The sequence below is a fragment of the Brachybacterium sp. J153 genome (genome assembly GCF_036311905.1).
Classification (GTDB): domain Bacteria; phylum Actinomycetota; class Actinomycetes; order Actinomycetales; family Dermabacteraceae; genus Brachybacterium.
This window is the reverse complement of record NZ_JAZDCH010000024.1, coordinates 20053-39638: the sequence shown is the minus strand read 5'-3', so window position 1 is coordinate 39638 and position 19586 is coordinate 20053. Positions and strand designations below refer to the sequence as shown.

Sequence of the window (19586 nt, the reverse complement as noted above, 5' to 3'; positions counted from 1 at the left end):
ACGCGCCGATAGACTGCCCCGCGTGATGAACGAGATCGAGATCGGCCGCAACAAGCGGGGACGCCGCAGCTACAGCTTCGACGACGTGGCGGTGGTGCCCTCCCGGCGCACGCGCGACCCCGAGGACGTCTCGACGTCCTGGCAGGTGGACGCCTACCACTTCGACATCCCGATCTTCGCCGCGCCGATGGACTCCCTCATGTCCCCCGAGACGGCGATCGCGCTCGGCCGCCACGGCGGGCTGGGCGTGCTCGACCTCGAGGGCCTGTGGACGCGCTACGAGGACCCGACGGCCCAGTTCGATCGCATCGCCGCCGCCTCCGACGAGGACGTCGTCGCCGTCATGCGCGAGGCCTACTCCGCCCCGGTGCAGGCCGAGCTGATCCGCGACCGCATCCGCCAGCTGCGCGACGCGGGCGTGACCGCCGCAGGGTCCCTCTCCCCGCAGCGCACGCAGGAGCACTGGAAGACGGTCGTCGACGCCGGTGTGGATCTCTTCTTCATCCGCGGCACCACGGTCTCCGCGGAGCACGTCTCCACCGGTCGGGAGCCGCTGAACCTCAAGCGTTTCATCTACGAGCTCGACGTGCCCGTCATCGTCGGCGGCTGCGCGACCTACACCGCGGCCCTGCACCTCATGCGCACCGGCGCCGCGGGCGTGCTCGTCGGCTTCGGCGGCGGCGCCTCGCAGACCACCCAGGAGACCCTCGGCATCACCGTGCCGCTCGCGAGCGCGGTGGCGGACGTCGCCGCGGCGCGCCGCGACTACATGGACGAGTCCGGCGGCCGCTACGTGCACGTCATCGCCGACGGCGGCCTGGGCCGCTCCGGCGACCTCGTCAAGGCGATCGCCTGCGGGGCCGATGGGCTCATGGTCGGCGCGGCCCTCGCCCGGGCCGAGGAGGCCCCCGGCCGCGGCCACCACTGGGGCAGCGAGGCGCACCACCCGACGCTGACCCGCGGCCACCGCGTGCAGGTCGGCACCGCCGGCACGCTCGAGCAGATCCTCTTCGGCCCCTCGCTCGCGGCCGACGGCACCACCAACTTGGTCGGCGCCCTGCGCCACGCGATGGCCACGACGGGCTACACGGACCTCAAGGAGTTCCAGCGCATCGAGGTCGTCACCACCGCCTGAGGCCCTCCGCTCCCTCCCCGGCGGAGGGGCGGAGCCCTGCTCAGGCGGAGCGGACCAGGGCGACGATCCCCCAGATCGTCATCACCAGCGCGACGAACCCCAGCACCACCGGGAGCAGGAAGCCGACGCCGACGGTGAGGAGGAATCCGCCCATGCCCGCACCCCACAGCGCGACGGCCTCGCCGCCGGTGCAGGTCACGCTGACCTCCTGGTCGCCGAAGACGGTCACCGTGTAGAGGTCGTAGTAGGGCACGCCGTCGACCGATCCCAACGACGTGTCCGACGGCTCGGCGCGCTCGACCGAGATGTCCTCGCCCTTGATCTCGCAGGTCGTCGTGTCGAGGTCCTCCTGCGGCACGGCGATGGAGTACATCGACCAGGTCGAGGCCTCGAAGGTGTCCCCGGCAGGATCCAGCGGAGTCATCTCGGTATTGGCGGAGTAGAGCACCACGCCGCTGAGGACCGCCGCGACGATCGGCATCACGACCAGTCCGACGGCATTGGCCACCAGCCCGAGCGCGCCGAACACCGTGCGCTTCACCCCTCGGCGTCGACGTGGCGGGAGCTGGGAGTAGTCAGGAGTCAGGCCGTAAACGGGCGGATAGGACATCGATTCCCCTCGGTCGTGCGGACGCGGAGCACAGGATATCCGGCTGTCCAGCGGGCTGGCGACGCGTTGTCGTGCGGAGCCGGCGCCTGGCATACTGAGTCCGTTCCGCGGTGGGACGGTGCCGGATCGGCAGGAGACATCCGGCAGGAGACAGGGGGAGCGGCGATGGAGGCAATCCTCGTGTTCGTGCTGGTGATGTTCGGGGTCGTCGCCGTCACGATCAAGCTCACGAACGCGGGGAACGGCGGCGCCGGGAGCGATCAGCCGCGGACCCGCGGGACGACCCCCCGGACCGGGACCGTCCTGCGCACCCGGCGGAGCGCGTCGACCGCGACCGGGATGACGGCGGACAGGATCACGGATCCGCGCGGTCGCTCGTCCCGGGAGGACGCGGCCCGTGCCGCGGCTCTCGCCGCCGTGGCCTCGGTGCTCACCGCCGCTGCGGCACGTTCCGCGACGGCGAGGGAGGATCCCGCGGGCGCTCCGACGGGCGCCGCCGGGGGTGTTGCCGCGCCGACGGAGGAGCCAGGCGCTCCCCGCACCGAGCCGGTGGCGTCCGAGCACGGCGTCGGCTCGGTGTACACCTCCTCCGCGGCGTCCTACAGCTTCTACCAGCCCACCTCGGTCTACGAGAGCGGGGCCTCGGTCCTGGAGGAGGACGGGTCCCCGGACGCCGAGGCGCGCGGGGACTCCTGATCCGCGGGTCGGGCCGTGTAGCGCAGCAGCAGCTCGTCGTCGCCGCGGAGGATCCCGGCGAGCCGCATCGCGGTCGGCGCGGACTCCGGGGAACGGGCGATCAGGCCCACGCCCCCGGCCTCGAGCGTCGGGGCGAGGGTGAGGCACAGCTCGTCGACCGCGCCCGCGGCGAGGAAGGTGCCGAAGAGGGTCGGCCCGCCCTCGGCGTGGATCCGCCCGAGGCCGCGATCGGCCAGCACGGCGCGGGCCCTGGCCGGATCGACCACGGAGGTCCCGGCGTCGACCACGTCGGCCACCTCCGCGAGACGCTCCCTCGCCCGGCGGGGCGCCTCCCCGACGGTGAGCACGAGCGGGCGGACCGGGGCGCCGACGAAGAGCGGCGAAGCCGGGTCGAGGTCGAGCCGACCCGAGACGAGGGCGAGGACGGGCTGCTCCGCGAGGCCGTGCGCGAGGCGCCAGGACGCGGCGTCGTCGGGCAGGCGCATCGACCCGTAGCCCTCCGTGCGCGCCGTGCCCGCCCCGACCAGGACCACGTCGGCCCACCACCGCATCAGGTCGAAGACCAGGCGGTCCGCGGCGCCGCCGAGTCCGCCGGAGAGCCCCTCCCGGGTCACGGCCCCGTCGAGGCTCTCGACGAAGTTCATCCGCAGCCAGGGGACCTGCGGCGGCGCGTAGGCCGCGAGGATCTGCTCCTCGCGGAGGTCCTCGGCGGCCTCCGGCCACAGCGCGTCGATCCGGGCCATGGGGCTCTCGCCTCGACCCTCAGCCGCGGGCGACCGCGAGGGCCTGCTGCGCGATCGCGAGCTCCTCGTCGGTGGGGACGATGAGCACGGTCACCGCGGAGTCGTCGGCCGAGATGACCCGCACACCCTTCGCCCGCTCGGCGTTGCGGGCCGCATCGAGCCGGATCCCGAAGCCCTCGAGGTCCGCCAGCACCCGCTCGCGCACCTCCGGCACGTTCTCGCCGATCCCGGCCGTGAAGGTGATCGCGTCGAGCCCGCCGAGCGCGAAGGCATAGGAGCCGACGTACTTGCGCAGGCGGTGCACGTACACCTGCATGGCGAGCTCCGCCTCCTGGTTCCCGTCGCGGATCGCGGCGGTGATGTCGCGGAAGTCGCTCATCCCGCACAGGCCCTGCATGCCGGACTGCTTGTTGAGCAGGGTGTCGATCTCGTCGATGTCCATGCCCGCGCTGCGGGAGAGATGGGCGTACACCGACGGGTCGATGTCCCCGGTGCGGGTGCCCATGACCAGGCCCTCGAGCGGGGTGAGGCCCATCGAGGTGTCCACCGGCTCCCCGCCGCGCACCGCCGAGGCGGAGGCGCCGTTGCCGAGGTGCAGCACGATCTGGCGCAAGTCGGAGCCGCCCTTCCCCTGGGCTGCGAAGTGGGCGGTGACCTGCTCGGAGACGTAGCGGTGGCTCGTGCCGTGGGCGCCGTAGCGGCGGATCCGGTACTCGTCGGCGACCTGCTTGTTCAGCGCGTAGGTGCGCGCCGCCTCCGGCAGGGAGGTGAAGAAGGCGGTGTCGAAGACCGCCACGTGCGGGATTCCTGGGAACAGCCGGCGAGCGGCGTCGATCCCGTCGACGGCGGCCGGGTTGTGCAGCGGGGCGAGCGAGCCGAGATCCGCGATCTGGTCCCGCACCCAGGAATCGATGAGGGTGGGGGAGGAGAAGCGCGCGCCGCCCTGGACGACCCGGTGCCCGACGGCGACCACGTTCGCCTCCTCGAGGGAGAGCCCGGCCCCTTCGAACAGCTGCATGACCACTTGCATGGCGACCACGTGATCGGGCACCTCGCCCTGGTACGGCTGGGTGACCGAAGCGGTCTCGAGCCGGGCGCTGCCGTGGTCCTGGCCGATCCGCTCGACGATGCCGGAGGCGAAGACCTCCTCACGGGCGGGATCCAGCAGCTGGAACTTCAGCGAGGAGGAGCCCGAGTTCAGCACCAGGACGGTCGCAGCGTCAGGGATGCGGGGGGCACCCTCCGCGCTGTCGGAGGAGGTGCTGGTCGACGGGGTGACGCTCATGCGTGGTCCTTCTGCTCGGTGGGGGTGGCCGCGGACTCCGCGTCGGCCGCCTGGGCCTGGATCGCGGTGATCACCACGGTGTTGATGATGTCGTCGACCAGGGCGCCGCGGGAGAGGTCGTTGACGGGCTTGTTCAGGCCCTGCAGCACAGGGCCGATCGCGATCGCGCCGGCGGAGCGCTGTACTGCCTTGTAGGTGTTATTGCCGGTGTTGAGGTCGGGAAAGACGAACACCGTCGCCCGCCCGGCCACCGAGGAGTCGGGAAGCTTGGTCTTGGCGACCGAGACGTCCACCGCGGCGTCGTACTGGATCGGGCCCTCCACGTCGAGCGAGGGATCCGCGGCGCGCACCAGCGAGGTTGCCTCGCGCACCTTGTCGACGTCGGCGCCCGTGCCCGAGGTGCCGGTCGAGTAGGACAGCATCGCCACGCGCGGCTCGATGCCGAACTGCGCGGCGGTGGCGGCGGACTGCGCGGCGATGTCGGCGAGCTGCTCGGCCGTCGGATCCGGGTTCACGGCGCAGTCGCCGTAGACCAGCACGCGGTCCTCGAGGGCCATGAGGAACACCGAGGAGACGATCTTCGCGCCCGGCTTCGTCTTGATGATCTCGAAGCTGGGACGGATGGTGTGCGCCGTCGAGTGCACGGCGCCGGAGACCATGCCGTCGGCCTCGCCCATCTGCACCATCATCGTGCCGAAGTAGGAGACGTCCTGGACGATGTCCCGCGCCTTCTCGAGGGTCATGCCCTTGTGGGCGCGCAGCCGCGTGTACTCGGCGGCGTACTTCTCGAGCAGCTCGGAATCCTGCGGCGAGACGATCCGCGCCTCGGAGACGTCGTGGCCGAGCTGAGCGGCCTTCGCGCGGATCGCCGTCTCGTCGCCGAGGAGGATGAGCGCGGCGACACCGCGTGCGAGGATCGCCTCGGCCGCGGCGAGGATGCGCGGCTCGTCGCCCTCGGGCAGCACGATGGTCTTCTTCTCCCCGCGGGCGCGGGCCAGCAGCTCGAACTCGAACATCATCGGTGTGACCACCTCGCTGCGGGCGACGTCGAGCACGCCCAGCAGCTCGGCGGCGCGCAGGTGCTCGCCGACGGCGCGGCGGGCCGCGTCGACCTTCTGCGGGCTGCCCGCCGAGAGGCGGCCGCGTGTGCGGGAGACCCGCAGTGCCGTGTCGAAGGTGTCCAGTTCGGTCGCGACGATCGGCAGATCCTGCTGCACGCCGGCGATCAGGCGGTTGACCTCGTCCGGCACGTCGTAGCCGCCGGTCAGCACGATCGCGGCGAGCGAGGGGAAGGTGCCCGACTGCTGCGCCATGACCAGGCCCGGCAGGAGGTCGTAGCGGTCCCCGGGGGCGACCACGGTGCAGTTCTCGGTGAGCCGACTGAGCACGTTCGGCAGACTCATCGCGGCGATCACGGTGCCCGTCGAGACGCGACCCAGCCACTCCTCGCTGCCCTGCAGCAGGGTGCCGTCGACCGAGTCCTTGATGGCCTGCACCGTCGGGGCCATCACCACGGGGTTCTCGGGGATCGCGGCGACCAGCGGCACCTCGACCCGGTCGGCCACGGCACGCTGGATCGCCTCGAGCGAGGCGGGGTCGGAGCGGTTCACGACCACCGCGATCGGGCTCGCATGGTGCGAGGTGAACTCCCCGATGGAGACGACCGCGAGGGCCGCCAGCTGATCGGGGCTGCGCTCCATCCCGGAGAGCACCACCACCACCGGGGCGCCGATGTTCGCGGCGACCTCCGCGTTGAAGGACAGCTCGGTGGGGTTGGCGAGATCGTCGTAGTCCGAGCCGAGGACCACCAGCAGCGAGTACCGCTCGGCGAGGTCGCGGTGGCGGCGCAGGATCTGCTCGTGGGCGGCCTCCGGGTCGGACAGCACCAACTGGTGGTCCACCCCGACGGCGTCCTCGTAGGACTGGGTGACCGCCGGGTGCGCGGTCAGGAGGTCGATCGCGTAGTCGCGGGCCTCGTCGGCCTTGACCACGGGGCGGAACACCCCGACGCTATCGGAACGGGAGGCGAGGGCTTCGAGGAGGCCGAACGCCACCATCGACTTGCCGGTCATCCCCTCAGGGCTGGCGATGTAGACACTCTGCGACACGCCCTCCAGCCTACGGCGGCGGGAGCGGGAGGGGGAGGCCCGAGGTCCCCCCGAGCGGCGTCCCCCCGGATCTGTCGTGGCAGGTGTGAGGACCCGCACCCCGGTCGCCGCGCCTCACAGGGCGCGCTCCTACGATGGGCGCATGCTCCTCACCGCCCTCCGTCCCCGCTTCCTCGGGCTGCTCGCCCTGATGGTCGCGGCGACCGTGGTGTGCGGGCTGCTCGCCACCTGGCAGTGGGACCGGGCGCATCGCGCGCTCTCCGATCGGGTGGACGGCCCCCAGCAGCTCGGCGAGATCCAGCAGGTCCTCGCGGTGGGCGATGCGGTGACCAACCAGATCGTCGGCGACATCGTCACCGCCCGCGGCGAGTTCCTCCCCGGCGAGCAGGTGCTCGTGCCTGGCCGGCTGATCGACGACACCGAGGCCGTGATCGTCGTGTCCGCCCTCGAGGTCGTCACGGCCGACGGCACGACGGCGCGGCTCCCCGTCGCGCGCGGTTGGGTGCCGGCCGCCGAGGTCACTGGGGCCGACGGGGAGATCGACCCCGCGCTCGCGCCCGCCGCCCCCGCAGGGGAGGTCGAGGTGACCGGGCGGCTCGAGGCGAGCGAGTCCGCGACCGGCGGAGTGACGGACGGCGTCGCCGCCGAGATCGCCACTCCGCTGCTGGTCAACGAGTGGGGTGCCCCGATGTACGCCGGGTACGTCGCCCAGACCGACACCGCCGAGGGCCTCCGCCCGATGCCCGAGGGCGGCTCCGCCTTCACCCGCGGACTGGACTGGCAGAACATCGGCTACTCCGCGCAGTGGGTGCTCTTCGGCGCCTTCTTCCTCTACCTGTGGTGGCGCTCCGTGCGCCAGGCGTACCTCGACGAGCTCGCCGCGCAGCGGGAGGCGCTCGAGGAGCGGCTCGCGGCCACGACCCCCGCCCCGATCCAGACCCCGACCAAGGACGTGTGACCCGTGCCCACCCCCCGCCCCCTCGACGCCACCGCCGCCCGCACCTCCTTCGCCCGCTTCCGCGTGGCCTCGATCGTGGAGGGCATCGCGCTGCTGGTGCTCGTGGGCATCATGACCATGCGCTACCTGGTCTTCGGCGGCGACGCCTGGTTCACCTCGACCTCCCCGACCTGGGAGCACATCTCCTCGATCTGGTCCCCGATCCACGGGCTGATCTACATGATCTACGTGATCCTCGGCTTCGACCTGTGGATGAAGATGCGCTGGAGCCTGCCGCGCATGCTGCTGCTGATGCTCTTCGGCGTCGTGCCGGTGCTCTCCTTCTTCGGCGAGCGCTGGACGCACCAGGCCGTCGAGCGCGATCTCGCCCGGCGTCCCACCCTGCAGGACCAGGACGCCTGAGCACGTAGACTCATCCGGGTGACCGACACCGACCAGCGCCCCGTCCTCGTCGTCGACTTCGGCGCCCAGTACGCCCAGCTCATCGCCCGTCGCGTGCGCGAGGCCCGCGTCTACTCCGAGGTCGTCCCGCACAGCATGAGCGTCGCGGACGTCCTCGCGAAACAGCCCCGCGCGATCATCCTCTCCGGCGGCCCCTCCTCCGTGTACGAGGAGGGCGCTCCGCGCCTCGACCCGGCCCTGCTCGAGGCCGGCGTGCCCGTGCTCGGCCTCTGCTACGGCTTCCAGTCGATGGCCGCCGCCCTCGACGGCACCGTCGCCCCGACGGGCGTGCGCGAGTACGGCGCGACCCGGCTCGAGGAGATCGACGCCAACTCGCAGCTGCTGCGCGCCCAGGACCTCGACCAGAACGTGTGGATGAGCCACGGCGACTCCGTGACCGCCGCACCGTCGGGCTTCCGCGTGGTCGCCACCTCCGCGGGCGCGCCCGTCGCCGCCTTCGAGGACACCGAGCGGCGCCTCTACGGCGTCCAGTGGCACCCCGAGGTGGGCCACAGCGACCGCGGCCAGGAGGTGCTCGAGAACTTCCTGCATCGCGGCGCGGGCATCGAGCCCACCTGGACCACCGGCAACGTCATCGAGGAGCAGGTCGAGCGGATCCGCGCCCAGGTGGGCGAGGGCACCGCGATCTGCGGCCTCTCCGGCGGCGTCGACTCCGCCGTGGCCGCCGCGCTTGTGCAGCGCGCCATCGGAGACCGCCTCACCTGCGTGTACGTGAACCACGGCCTCATGCGCCAGGACGAGTCCGCGCAGATCGAGAAGGCCTTCGGCGAGTCCACCGGCGGGGCACGGCTCGTCATGGTCGACGCCGAGGAGCAGTTCCTCGCCGCGCTCGCCGGGGTCACCGACCCCGAGGAGAAGCGCAAGATCATCGGCCGCGAGTTCATCCGCTCCTTCGAGGGCGCCCAGGCGGACATCCTCCGTGAGCAGGGCGTCGTGGAGGGGGAGGGTGACTCGGCGCATGTCGAGGCCAAGGCATTCCTGGTGCAGGGCACCCTCTATCCCGACGTCGTCGAGTCCGGCGGCGGCGAGGGGGCGGCGAACATCAAGAGCCACCACAACGTGGGCGGCCTGCCCGAGGACCTCTCCTTCGAGCTCGTCGAGCCGCTGCGCGCCCTGTTCAAGGACGAGGTCCGCGCCGTCGGCTCCGAGCTGGGCCTTCCCGACGAGATCGTCTGGCGCCAGCCCTTCCCGGGCCCCGGCCTCGGCATCCGCATCATCGGCGAGGTCACCAAGGAGCGCCTGGACATCCTCCGCACGGCCGACGCGATCGCCCGCGCCGAGCTGACCGCCGCCGGCCTGGACCGCAGCATCTGGCAGTGCCCCGTCGTGCTCCTGGCCGACGTCCGCTCCGTGGGCGTGCAGGGCGACGGCCGCACCTACGGCCACCCGGTCGTGCTGCGCCCGGTCACGAGCGACGACGCGATGACCGCCGACTGGGCCAAGGTGCCCTACGAGGTGCTCTCGCGCATCTCGACCCGCATCACCAACGAGGTCCGCGAGATCAACCGCGTCACCCTCGACATCACCTCGAAGCCCCCGGGGACCATCGAGTGGGAGTGAGCGCGGCGGTCTGAGCCGCGCACTCCGAGGACTAACCGGGGCCCGGGCCGCCGCATCGCGCGCAGGCTCGGGCCCCGGCTCGTTCGTATGCGCCATCATGCCCCCGTGAGTAGGCTGGAGAGGTGTTCCATCGATTCCAGAGCGCGGTCCCGAATGGGCGGGGCAGGTTTCCCGGCGTTTTCGCGATGACCAACGGCCTCCGCCGAGCGGGCCTGCTGTCCGCTGCGGACGAGGAATGGCTGCGCCAACAGAACGCGCGCGCCGAGCTCGCCTACACGGATCCGAGCAGCGAGATCCGGGACTGCTACAGCCCGACGACGAACCCGGGCGCGCGCTCCTGGTTCAGGGCGGAGGCCCGCGAGCTCCTGGACATGACGAGCGGATACGTAGCGCTGCTGGACCGTTACGAGATCCCCTGGGTCGAGCTTCGGACCGAGAAGCCGGGTCGGATCGTCTACGAGGACGAGGTCCAGGTCGTCGCCGTCCCGCTCACGCACGAGGAGCACTGGCCGCTGCCCGTCCCCGACGCGCGGACGGCCGAGGTCAGCGGAGCAGATCGGGCTCGACGGCGCTGAGGACCTTTCCGCGGGACCTCGCGTAGTCGATCTCCCGACGCGTCGCCTCTCCGAGGCATCCGTCGACGCTGATGATCCGCACCTCGTCTGCGAGATCGATCCTGCGCAGGTGCAGCTCTCCGAGCATCGCGCGATGCTCGGCGGTCAGCTCATGCTCCGTTTCCTCCGGACCCAGGACGATCACGCCCTGGGCCGTCAGACGACGCCTCTCCGCGCGGAACAGCGCGGCGAGCCTCAGCGAGCCGCACAGGCACACCACCTGGGGAGCCATGACGGGGGCGCTCAGGCCATCGGCGGCTCGGGCAGCCGCGTGGGGTGGGACAGAGCAACGGCGTGCCGAGAGCGGGTCCGTTCGAAGGTCTCCCGGCCCATCGTCGTGGCTCTCGCGATCCAGCTGAGGGAGGAGCTGGTCGGCCGCGAGCCGTGCGACCTCGAGAGCGTCACCCTGGCCGGGGCGCAGCAGGAGGTCGACATGCGTCTGCTTCGATGTTGTGACCAGTGCTCGGCCGAGCTCGGTGTTCTCGAGCACGGCGTCGAGGCGTTCCAGGTCGCGGTGGACAGGCGGAGGAGGGCGCCGCTGGCGACGAGCGAGTCCAGCTGGCGCCACGTGTTCGTGCCGTGAGCCTGCGGGTCCCGGAACCGCATCGTGCGCAGGGGAGCTCTCGCGATCGTCCTCACGAGCTCAAGATCTTTCACGACGACTCCCTTTACTGAGCTCCAGTATACGTCTGGCGTATGTTCACGCTCAGTTGATGGGCGGAAGTGGTCTTACATCGCCGATGGCGGCTCGAGCAGCCGCGAGGGATGCGCGGGGGCGACGGCGTGCCAGGAGCGGGTGCGCTCGAAGGTCTCCCAACCCATCGAGGCGTAGATCCCGTCGGCGCCGGTGGGGGAGTCGTCGTCGACCTCGAGGTCCACGAACACGCGTCCGCGCTCGGCGGCATCGCGGATCGCGGCGCGCAGAAGCGACTTCGCGATCCCGTGGCCGCGGGCGCTGCGGTGCACGCCCAGGTACTCCAGGTACGTGCCCGCGCCGCGGGTCGGGGTGGCCTTCATCGGGGCGGCGACGAGGCCGCCAGCGGGCAGCCAGCGCCCCTCCCGTTCGATCTCCGCGATCCACCAGTGGTCCCAGTCCGCCTCGTCCGGGGCCTCGATGAGGCGCTGGACGAACTCGGCGAAGGACTCGCGGTAGGAGTTGAAATGGTCGGCGAAGGACTTCTCGAGCATCCGGTGCACAGTGCGGACGTCCTGCGCGACGGGCAGTCCCGAGTCGTGCCGATGCACGCGCCGCACCCGCGTGCCCTCGCGCGGGGCGGGTAGCGAGGTCGCCTCCTCGGGGGCGACGGGGCGGCGCATGTGCAGCCAGGAGCGCACCATCTCGTAGCCGGCCGCGGCGAGGAGCTGTGCACGGTCGGTGTCGAGCTCGTTCGCGTCGGTGGTGAGCTTGGTGGCCTCCACGCCGCGGGCACGGGCGAAGGAGCCGCCGACCTCGACCGCCCAGTCCAGCAGCGAGGCGGCGAGGGCCTCCCGCTCGGGAGCGTCGGCGGCGATCACGAATTGAACGTTGGTGCGCCCGCTCGCGCGGTCCTCGAGTGCGATCCAGGCGAGCGGCGGCTGGTCGAGGGAGGGGGAGCCGTCGGCGCCGACGGGCACGACGACCACCTGGCGGCGGGACCAGGACTTCAGCCCCACCATGCGGGAGCGCAGCGCGGTCTCGTCGGCCGCGGCCTCGGGGTCGTGGCGGCGCAGCGCGGCGGTGAGCAGTGCGGTCACCGGGGCGACGTCGGCCGCGAGCGGCAGGCGCGTGGCGAGCCGGTCCGCGAGGGTGGCGGGCAGGATGGGCGGGAAGTGATCCACGAGCAGCATCCGTCCATCGTGTCATGGAGGCCTGTCCGGACTTCGGCCCGCGACCACGCCGCGCGGACCCACGGACGCGTCGCGTGTCCCGCGCATGCTCCGGGGCCGAGAACGACGAGACCACCGACCCTCCGGGATGGGAGGAGCGGTGGTCTCGAGGATGAGGCCGAGCAGGCGGTGATCAGCGTCGCGCGGGATCGCCCTGCTGCGCGGTCGCGGGGTCGACCACGCGGATCTCGCCCGTGGTGGTGACGGACTCGCTCGCCCCCACCTCGGCCAGGGCGCCCGTGGTGGTGTCGAGGAGCTCGTGCTCCGTCTCGGCATCCCTCCCTGAGGGTGCGTCGTGCAGGGTGTCGCGCAGCGGGACCTGCTTGACGAACAGCGAGAGCAACAGCGCGAGGACCACGAAGGGCACTGCGGTGAGGAAGACGCCGTGCATCGCGTCGCCCATGCCCGCGCGGATCGGCTCCACGAGGAACTCCGGCAGCTGCGCGAGCGCCGCGGGATCCAGCACGGAAGCCTCGAGCGAGGAGGCGTCCGCCCTGCCGCCGGACTGCTGCAGGGCAGCGAGCTGCTCCGGCGGCAGGCTGCTGAGCTGCTCCTCGATGGCCGGGCCCATCCGGGAAGCCATCACGGTGCCGAGCACGGCGGTGCCGATGGTCGATCCGATGTTGCGGAAGAACTGGATCGAGGCGGTGGCGATGCCGAGCTCCTTCTGTGGCACCGCGTTCTGCACCACCAGTGTGTACACCTGCATCGACAGGCCCAGGCCCAGGCCGATCACGACCATGGCGAGGGTGAGATGCCAGGGGGAGTCGCCGTACTGGATGTCGGCCAGCAGCAGGTAGCCGCCCACCAGCACAGCTCCGCCGAGGACCAGGAAGATCTTGTAGGTGCCGAAGCGGGTGATGAGCAGACCCACCAGGATCGAGGTGAGGATCATCGCCACCGACAGCGGGATGAGGATCGCGCCGGAGTTGGTGGCCGAGACGCCCATGACGCCCTGCGCGTAGACGGGGATGTAGATGATCGCGCCGAACATCGCCACGGCGATCGCGAAGGAGGCGGCGACGGAGAGGGCGACCACGGGGCGGGTGATGAGGTGCATCGGGAGCAGGGGCTCCTCGACGCGGGTCTCGATGATCACGAAGGCGACGAGGAAGGCGGCGGCCACCGCGTACATCCCGATGATCACGCCCGAGTCCCAGGCGTAGTTGTTGCCGCCCCAGGTGGTGGCGAGCAGTCCGATCACGAGCCCGGGGGTCAGGGTGATCATGCCGAGGTAGTCGACCTTGCCGTGCTGCGCAGAGGTGGGCAGGTGCAGGAAGCGCAGGATGAACACGAAGGCGGCGATGCCGATGGGGAGGGTCAGGTAGAACAGCCAGCGCCAGCCCAGGTTGTCGGTGACCGTGCCGCCGATCAGCGGGCCCACCACGGAGGTCACGCCGAAGACGGCGCCCATGATGCCCTGGTACTTGCCGCGCTGACGCGGCGGGATGATGTCGCCGATGATCGTCTGGCTCAGCGGCATCAGGGTGCCCATGCCCAGACCCTGCACCGCGCGGGCGAAGACCAGGAACCAGAAGTCGGTCGCCATGCCCGAGAGGATCGAGCCGATCATGAAGACGGCCAGCCCCCCGAGATAGAACCAGCGGCGGCCGTAGAGGTCGGAGAGCTTGCCGACGATCGGCACCGCGACGGCGGAGACCAGCATCGCGGCGGTCGCGATCCAGCTGTAGTACTCCACGCCGCCGAGCTCGGCGACGATCCGCGGCAGCGCGGGGCCGACGATGGTCTGGGAGAGGGAGGCGACGAACATGCCGAGCATGAGGCCGACGAAGACGAGCTTGCCCTGGCGGTCCAGGCCGGTGAAGGCGGCCGGCGTCGTGGTCGCGGTGGGAGATGTGCTCACGAGTACCTCGGGGAGATGAGTGGACGGATGCGGATGGCGCGCGCGGGAGGTGCGTCGGCGGCCGCTGCACGTCCTCGTGCCTCGACGAAGCCATGCTAACTGGTTGTTGCATTGACTGCACTATTGCATCGAGTGCAGATTCTGTGATCTCTCGGACCTACGATGTCCCCGTGAGCGAGAACGAGACCGCACCCGCCGGGCTACGGGAACAGAAGAAGCACGCGACCCGGCTGGCGATGCACCGGGCGGCCCTCGAGCTGGTCGCCGAGGACGGGCTCTCGGGGGTGACCTCCGAGATGATCGCCCGGCGCGCGGGCGTCTCTCCCCGCACCTTCTTCAACCACTGGTCCACGAAGGAGTCCGCGATTCTCGGCGTCGTCGGGGACGAGGGGCCGCGAGCCGTCGCATCCCTGCGGGAGAAGCTCGAGACGCTGCCGGTGCGGGCCGCCCTGCTGGCCGTCATCCGTGAGGGCATCTCCCGGATCCCCGTCGACCCCGAGCTGCGTGAGCTGAAGAAGCGGGTCATGGCGCAGGAGCCGAGCCTGCACTCGATCTCCACCGGCAATCTGCAGGCGATGCAGACCGACCTCGTCGACGTGCTCGACGAGGCGCTCGAGGAGGAGTACTCCCGGGAGCTCGCGATCATCGTCGTGCAGGTCAGCTTCGCGCTCACCCGCAGCGCCTTCGCGATCTCGATGCGCCGCGGTATCGACCCCGTGCTCGCCTTCGACCAGGTGATCGAGCTCTACCACGAGCGCGCCCGGGACCTCTGAGGCGGGCCGGGTGCCCGGGGGAGTCAGCGCAGCAGGCGACCGCTCCCGGTGGTCCAGCCCCGCCCGTCGGCCAGGCGATCGGCCACGCCGCGCTCGAGCCGGGTGCGGCGCGGGAGCGCGGCGGGATCCACCGGCGGGCGCAGCCCGAAGGTGAAGAAGAGGGCGCCGTCGGCCCCCTGGGGGTCGGTGCCGATCAGCTGCCAGCGCGCGGCGAAGCGGGCGAGGTTCGACTCGGACCCGGTGATCTCCTCGAACTGGTCGCTCAGCAGCCAGGAGTCGCAGGTGAACTCGTGGCCGAAGCGCGGGGCGTCGGCCGGGCGGTCCGCGTTCAGATCGGCGTAGTGCTCGGTGAAGTAGGCGACGGCGGCGTCGAAGGAGGCGTCCACCTCGGCGGGGTCCAGGGGGCCCGTCGCGGGGATGTGGGTGCCGACGACCCAGCGCTGCGGCTCGTCCGGGCCGGTGCGCTCCGCGCCGTGCTCGAGCCGGGCGACGCGCCGACGGCTCAGGTCGAACTGCAGCCGACCCAGGTGCACCAGACGGCCCGCCCAGTTCCCGGTGACCCAGTTCAGCTGGTGCAGGCCCAGCCGCCCCGTACCCGTGCGGTGCACCCGCATCTGCCGGCCGAGATCCGCGAGGACCGTCCACGACAGCTCCGGGGAGAGCCCGCGGGCGCCATGCCAGCGCCGCACTGTCGCGGTGGAGACGGTGAGCGCGAGGATCGCGAGCAGCCCCTCACCCGGGGCGATGCCCTGCTGGAGAGCGTCGAGCTCATCTTTGCGGGCGGCGAGGTCGACCTCGGGCACCTCGAGCCCGGCGGCGGCGCGCAGCTGGTTCGCGAGCGAGGTGACCTCCGCGAGGAGCGCGTGGTCCGCGGTCGCCGGACCGACGAGGGGCAGCAGGTCCTCGGCGTCGGCGCCGATGATGCCGAGCAGCTCGAGCAGCGAGGGATAGGACGGCGCGGTGAGCATGGCCGCTACCGCGGCGGGCTCGAGCTCGTCCTCGGACTCGACGAGCACGGGTGGGGCGGTGGTCATGGGGCCACGGTACTGGGTGATCCCCGCCACCCCGCTACGATCGACCCGTCCCGATCGCGATGCAGCCGGTCCGCCGGCGAGGAGGCCCCGATGACCAGCCCGCAGCAGGATTCCGCCGTCCCCGAGCCGCAGGCGGCGCCCGAGGCTCCCGCCGCGGCTCCCGCCGTGCCCGCCGGCTCCGCCGAGGCCGAGCAGATCCGCAGCGCCTACGCCTTCGAGGGGGCGCGCATCCACCTCGGCGCCCTCCTCGCGGACGGCGGCGCGGGGGAGCCGGATCCGAGCGTGCCGGTGAACCTCTCGGTCGCGATGCTCAACCGCCACGGCCTCATCGCGGGCGCGACCGGCACCGGCAAGACCCGCACCCTCCAAGTCATCGCGGAGCAGGCCGCCCATGCCGGGGCGGCGGTCTTCGTCGCGGACATGAAGGGCGACCTCTCGGGCATCGCCGTGCCGGGTGCCGCCTCGGAGAAGCTCACCGCGCGCGCCGCCGCCCGCGGCCAGGAGTGGGTCTCGCGCGCCGCGCCGACGGAGTTCTACACCCTGGGCGGGCAGGGCGAGGGCGTCCCGATCCGCACCACCGTCTCCGACTTCGGGCCGGTGCTGATGTCCAAGGTGCTCGAGCTCAACGAGACCCAGGAGTCCTCGCTCGGGCTGATCTTCCATTACGCCGACGCGCAGGGGCTCGCGCTCCTGGACCTCAAGGACCTCCGCGCCCTCATCCAGTTCCTCACCTCCGACGAGGGCAAGGGCGAACTCAAGGGCATCGGTGGGATCTCGAGCGCGACCGCCGGGGTGATCCTGCGCAGCCTCACCGCCTTCGAGGCCTCCGGCGCGGACGTCTTCTTCGGCGAGCCCGCCTTCGACACCCAGCAGCTGCTGCGCACACAGGGCGGCACCGGGATCATCTCCTGCCTCGAGCTCCCCGGCGTCGCCTCCCGACCCGCCCTGTTCTCGACCTTCATGATGTGGATGCTGGCCGAGCTGTACCAGGAGCTGCCCGAGGTCGGCGATGCCGAGGTGCCGAAGCTGGTGTTCTTCTTCGACGAGGCGCACCTGCTGTTCAAGGACGCTTCCAAGGCGTTCCTGGACCAGGTGGTCCAGACGGTGCGGCTGATCCGCTCCAAGGGCGTCGGCATCTTCTTCATCACCCAGACCCCGAAGGACATCCCCGGCGACGTCCTCGCCCAGCTGGGCAACCGCGTCCAGCACGCGCTGCGCGCCTTCACCCCGGACGACGCGAAGGCGCTCAAGGCCACCGCGAAAACCTTCCCCACCTCCGAGCACGACCTCGAGGAGGTCATCCCGGCGCTCGGCACCGGCGAGGCGATCGTGACCGTGATGAGCGAGGACGGCGCGCCGACGCCCGTCGCGATCACCGCCGTGCGGGCACCGGAGAGCTCGATGGAGCCGGCCGGTGCCGAGGTGATCACGGCCGCCGTCGCCGCCTCCCCGCTGCAGGCGCAGTACGGCACCGCCGTGGACAACGAGTCCGCCTACGAGATCCTGCAGCAGCGGGCCGCGAAGGAGGCCGAGGCCCAGGACGCCGCAGCGGGGAAGGGTGCCGGCCCCGCGGCCGACGGCACGGCCGCTCCGGCCGAGCGGGCCGCGAAGCCCGCCGCGAAGACGGCGAGCAAGGACGAGGGCTTCTTCCAGAACCCCGCCGTGAAGTCCTTCCTGCGCTCGGCCGGGACCGTGCTGGGCCGCGAGATCACGCGCGGCCTGTTCGGCACCCGTCGGAGGCGCTGACGGCCCGTGGCAACGACACGGCGCCCCCACCGCTCGGTGGGGGCGCCGTTCTCGTCGGCTGGGGTCAGCTCACTTCTTGCCCTGGTTGGCGACGGCCTCGGCGGCGGCCTTCGCGGCGACCGGGTCGAGGTAGCGGCCGCCCTTCTCGACGGGCTGGAAGTCCTCGTCGAGCTCGTACACGAGCGGCTGGCCGGTGGGGATGTTCAGGCCCGAGATCTCCTCGTCGGAGATGCCGTCGAGGTACTTCACGAGCGCGCGCAGCGAGTTGCCGTGGGCGGCGATCAGCACGGTCTTGCCGTCGGCCAGATCGGGCTTGATGCCCTCCTCCCAGTAGGGGAGGAAGCGCTCGACGACGTCCTTGAGGCACTCGGACTTCGGCAGCTTCTCGCCGAGATCGGCGTACTGCGGATCCTGGTCCTGGGAGAACTCGGAGCCGAACTCGATCTCCGGCGGCGGGGTGTCATAGGAGCGGCGCCACGCCATGAACTGCTCCTCGCCGTACTTCTCGCGGATCTCGGTCTTGTCCAGACCCTGGAGCGCCCCGTAGTGGCGCTCGTTGAGGCGCCAGTCGCGGCGCACCGGGATCCAGTGGCGGTCCGCGGCGTCGAGGGCGAGGTTCGCGGTCATGATCGCGCGGCGCTGCAGCGAGGTGTGCACGACATCGGGGAGGATGCCGGCCTCCTTCAGCAGGCGACCGCCGCCGGCGGCCTCCTCGCGGCCCTTCTCGGTGAGGGCCACGTCGACCCAGCCGGTGAACAGGTTCTTGGCGTTCCAGTCGCTCTCGCCGTGGCGGAGCAGCACGAGTGTGTAGGTCATGGGCCCAGCCTACGCGGGCCGAGGCCGGCCGTGCATTCGGTGGCCATCGGTGGCCATGGGCGGGGTCGAATCCCGACGCGGCCGGCGGGCGCTCGGCGGCGCGGGTGCCGGCCGGGCCGCGGCTCGCCATCGGCCCGGTGCCCGCGCCTCGGGCCATCGAGGCCGATGACCGGCCTCCTGGATATGGTCGGGCCATGACCGCAGTGACCTCCCGTGATCTCACCTCCGTGCCCGTCGTGCTGCTTGACCTGGACGGCACCGTCGTCGAGTCGGCGCCCGGCATCCTCGCCGCCCTCGAGCACGCCTTCGCCGCCTGCGGCGAGGAGCATCCCGGTGCGGAGCGCCTGCAGTCCTTCATCGGGCCGCCGCTGGTGGACTCCTTCCGCTCCGAGCTGGGGCTGGACGCCGAGCGGGCCGAGGCGCTGCGCCTGGCCTACACCGACCACTACCTCGCCGAGGGATACACGTTCAGCGTCCCCTACGCCGGGATGGCGGACCTCATCTCCGGGCTGCGGGCCGACGGCCGCACCGTCGCGATCGCGACCAACAAGCCCGAGACCACAGCGCGCAGGGTGCTGGAGCACCAGGGCCTCACCGCGGACCTCGACCTGATCGGCGGCACCGATCTCGCCGCGGGCCGCACCCACAAGGCGCAGGTGATCGCCAGCGTCCTCGAGCGGCTCGGCGTCTCCGCGGCCGACGGGGCCGTGATGGTGGGGGACCGGCTGCACGACGCGGAAGGTGCCGCCGTGCACGGCCTCGACGCGGTGCTGGTGGGCTGGGGCTACGGCGGGGACGCCGAGCGCGCCGCCGACCTGCCCTACGCCGCGACGGTCCCCGAGCTCCACCGGATGCTGCGCGGCTGATCCTCCAGCCGAGGCTCCGGGTGCTCAGGCCTCGAGCAGGATCGTCACCGGTCCGTCGCCGGTCAGACCCACCCGCATGTGGGTCCCGAAGCGGCCGGTCGCGACCGTGATCCCGCGCTCGCGGAGGGCGTCGGCGACCTGCTCGACGAGGGGCTCGGCGATCGCACCGGGCGCGGCGCCGCTCCACGAGGGGCGGCGGCCCCTGCGCACGTCGGCGTAGAGCGTGAACTGGGAGACGACCAGCACGGAGGCCCCGGCGTCGAGCACCGAGCGCTCGCCCGCGAGGATCCGCAGCTCGGCGATCTTCCGGGCGATCAGGGCGACCTGCTCGGGCCCGTCGTCGTGGGTCACGCCGACGAGGGCGAGCAGGCCCTCGCCGGTGATCTCGCCGACGACGTCGCCGTCGACCTCGACCCGGGCCCCGTCGACCCGCTGCAGCACCGCGCGCAC

Annotated in this window: 20 protein-coding genes; 10 read left to right on the top strand and 10 right to left on the bottom strand. The window is 71.9% G+C overall.

Annotation, left to right across the window (positions count from 1 at the left end):
• Window positions 1-25 precede the first annotated feature (25 nt).
• Window positions 26-1135, top strand: coding sequence for a GuaB3 family IMP dehydrogenase-related protein (locus V1258_RS11325; RefSeq protein ID WP_329749784.1), 1110 nt, complete (start codon window positions 26-28; stop codon window positions 1133-1135).
• Between the two features lie 40 nt (window positions 1136-1175).
• Here V1258_RS11325 and V1258_RS11320 read toward each other — a convergent pair whose 3' ends face one another.
• Window positions 1176-1745, bottom strand: a complete 570-nt coding sequence (locus V1258_RS11320; RefSeq protein WP_329749783.1) for a hypothetical protein — start codon at window positions 1743-1745, stop codon at window positions 1176-1178.
• Window positions 1746-1910: 165 nt separating this feature from the next.
• Between V1258_RS11320 and V1258_RS11315 the strand changes: the two genes are divergently transcribed.
• On the top strand, window positions 1911-2441 hold the full coding sequence (locus V1258_RS11315; RefSeq protein ID WP_329749782.1) for a hypothetical protein: 531 nt from the start codon (window positions 1911-1913) through the stop codon (window positions 2439-2441).
• Here V1258_RS11315 and V1258_RS11310 read toward each other — a convergent pair.
• Genes V1258_RS11310 through pta form a run of 3 tightly spaced genes read right to left on the bottom strand, consistent with a single transcriptional unit; the run spans window position 2372 to window position 6577 of the window.
• A complete protein-coding gene (locus V1258_RS11310) occupies window positions 2372-3184 on the bottom strand; it encodes a pyrimidine reductase family protein (protein WP_329749781.1) in 813 nt (270 codons plus the stop codon). The two genes, V1258_RS11315 and V1258_RS11310, sit on opposite strands and share 70 nt — an antisense overlap.
• A gap of 19 nt (window positions 3185-3203) precedes the next feature.
• Complete coding sequence (locus V1258_RS11305; protein WP_329749780.1) at window positions 3204-4469, bottom strand: acetate kinase; 1266 nt, start codon at window positions 4467-4469, stop codon at window positions 3204-3206.
• Window positions 4466-6577, bottom strand: a complete 2112-nt coding sequence (gene pta, locus V1258_RS11300; protein ID WP_329749779.1) for a phosphate acetyltransferase — start codon at window positions 6575-6577, stop codon at window positions 4466-4468. The genes V1258_RS11305 and pta overlap by 4 nt, the downstream gene beginning before the upstream one ends.
• A 142-nt stretch (window positions 6578-6719) precedes the next feature.
• On the opposite strand from pta, the gene V1258_RS11295 reads away from it, so the two are divergent.
• From V1258_RS11295 to V1258_RS11280, 4 genes are all read left to right on the top strand, one after another.
• The gene (locus tag V1258_RS11295) at window positions 6720-7535 is read left to right on the top strand and encodes an SURF1 family protein (protein ID WP_329749778.1); all 816 of its coding nucleotides are present in this window, start codon (window positions 6720-6722) and stop codon (window positions 7533-7535) included.
• A gap of 3 nt (window positions 7536-7538) precedes the next feature.
• Window positions 7539-7937 carry a DUF3817 domain-containing protein gene (locus V1258_RS11290; RefSeq protein ID WP_329747209.1) on the top strand — a complete coding sequence of 133 codons (399 nt, stop codon included), beginning with the start codon at window positions 7539-7541 and terminating at the stop codon, window positions 7935-7937.
• Window positions 7938-7955: 18 nt separating this feature from the next.
• Complete coding sequence (gene guaA / locus V1258_RS11285) at window positions 7956-9557, top strand: glutamine-hydrolyzing GMP synthase (protein WP_329749777.1); 1602 nt, start codon at window positions 7956-7958, stop codon at window positions 9555-9557.
• Between the two features lie 185 nt (window positions 9558-9742).
• The gene (locus V1258_RS11280) at window positions 9743-10132 is read left to right on the top strand and encodes a hypothetical protein (RefSeq protein WP_329749776.1); all 390 of its coding nucleotides are present in this window, start codon (window positions 9743-9745) and stop codon (window positions 10130-10132) included.
• On the opposite strand, the gene V1258_RS11275 is transcribed toward V1258_RS11280, so the two are convergent.
• A complete protein-coding gene (locus tag V1258_RS11275; protein WP_329749775.1) occupies window positions 10101-10403 on the bottom strand; it encodes a hypothetical protein in 303 nt (100 codons plus the stop codon). The two genes, V1258_RS11280 and V1258_RS11275, sit on opposite strands and share 32 nt — an antisense overlap.
• A 105-nt stretch (window positions 10404-10508) precedes the next feature.
• On the opposite strand from V1258_RS11275, the gene V1258_RS11270 reads away from it, so the two are divergent.
• Window positions 10509-10754: a hypothetical protein gene (locus V1258_RS11270; RefSeq protein ID WP_329749774.1), complete on the top strand. Its 246-nt coding sequence runs from the start codon at window positions 10509-10511 to the stop codon at window positions 10752-10754.
• Window positions 10755-10900: 146 nt separating this feature from the next.
• Here the strand turns inward: V1258_RS11270 and V1258_RS11265 are convergent, their stop codons facing one another.
• Both V1258_RS11265 and V1258_RS11260 read right to left on the bottom strand, forming a co-directional pair.
• Entirely contained in the window at window positions 10901-11998 is a 1098-nt protein-coding gene (locus V1258_RS11265; RefSeq protein ID WP_329749773.1) for a GNAT family N-acetyltransferase, read from the bottom strand.
• A gap of 172 nt (window positions 11999-12170) precedes the next feature.
• The gene (locus V1258_RS11260; protein WP_329749772.1) at window positions 12171-13901 is read right to left on the bottom strand and encodes an MDR family MFS transporter; all 1731 of its coding nucleotides are present in this window, start codon (window positions 13899-13901) and stop codon (window positions 12171-12173) included.
• 170 nt (window positions 13902-14071) lie between these two features.
• On the opposite strand from V1258_RS11260, the gene V1258_RS11255 reads away from it, so the two are divergent.
• A complete protein-coding gene (locus V1258_RS11255; RefSeq protein WP_329749771.1) occupies window positions 14072-14674 on the top strand; it encodes a TetR/AcrR family transcriptional regulator in 603 nt (200 codons plus the stop codon).
• A gap of 23 nt (window positions 14675-14697) precedes the next feature.
• On the opposite strand, the gene V1258_RS11250 is transcribed toward V1258_RS11255, so the two are convergent.
• Window positions 14698-15708, bottom strand: coding sequence for an acyltransferase domain-containing protein (locus tag V1258_RS11250; RefSeq protein ID WP_329749770.1), 1011 nt, complete (start codon window positions 15706-15708; stop codon window positions 14698-14700).
• 90 nt (window positions 15709-15798) lie between these two features.
• On the opposite strand from V1258_RS11250, the gene V1258_RS11245 reads away from it, so the two are divergent.
• Window positions 15799-17454, top strand: a complete 1656-nt coding sequence (locus tag V1258_RS11245) for a helicase HerA-like domain-containing protein (RefSeq protein ID WP_329749769.1) — start codon at window positions 15799-15801, stop codon at window positions 17452-17454.
• A gap of 69 nt (window positions 17455-17523) precedes the next feature.
• Here the strand turns inward: V1258_RS11245 and V1258_RS11240 are convergent, their stop codons facing one another.
• A complete protein-coding gene (locus V1258_RS11240) occupies window positions 17524-18270 on the bottom strand; it encodes a phosphoglyceromutase (protein ID WP_329749768.1) in 747 nt (248 codons plus the stop codon).
• Between the two features lie 194 nt (window positions 18271-18464).
• Between V1258_RS11240 and V1258_RS11235 the strand changes: the two genes are divergently transcribed.
• Window positions 18465-19136, top strand: a complete 672-nt coding sequence (locus V1258_RS11235; RefSeq protein WP_126984671.1) for an HAD hydrolase-like protein — start codon at window positions 18465-18467, stop codon at window positions 19134-19136.
• Window positions 19137-19160: 24 nt separating this feature from the next.
• Here the strand turns inward: V1258_RS11235 and dtd are convergent, their stop codons facing one another.
• Complete coding sequence (gene dtd / locus V1258_RS11230; RefSeq protein WP_329749767.1) at window positions 19161-19586, bottom strand: D-aminoacyl-tRNA deacylase; 426 nt, start codon at window positions 19584-19586, stop codon at window positions 19161-19163.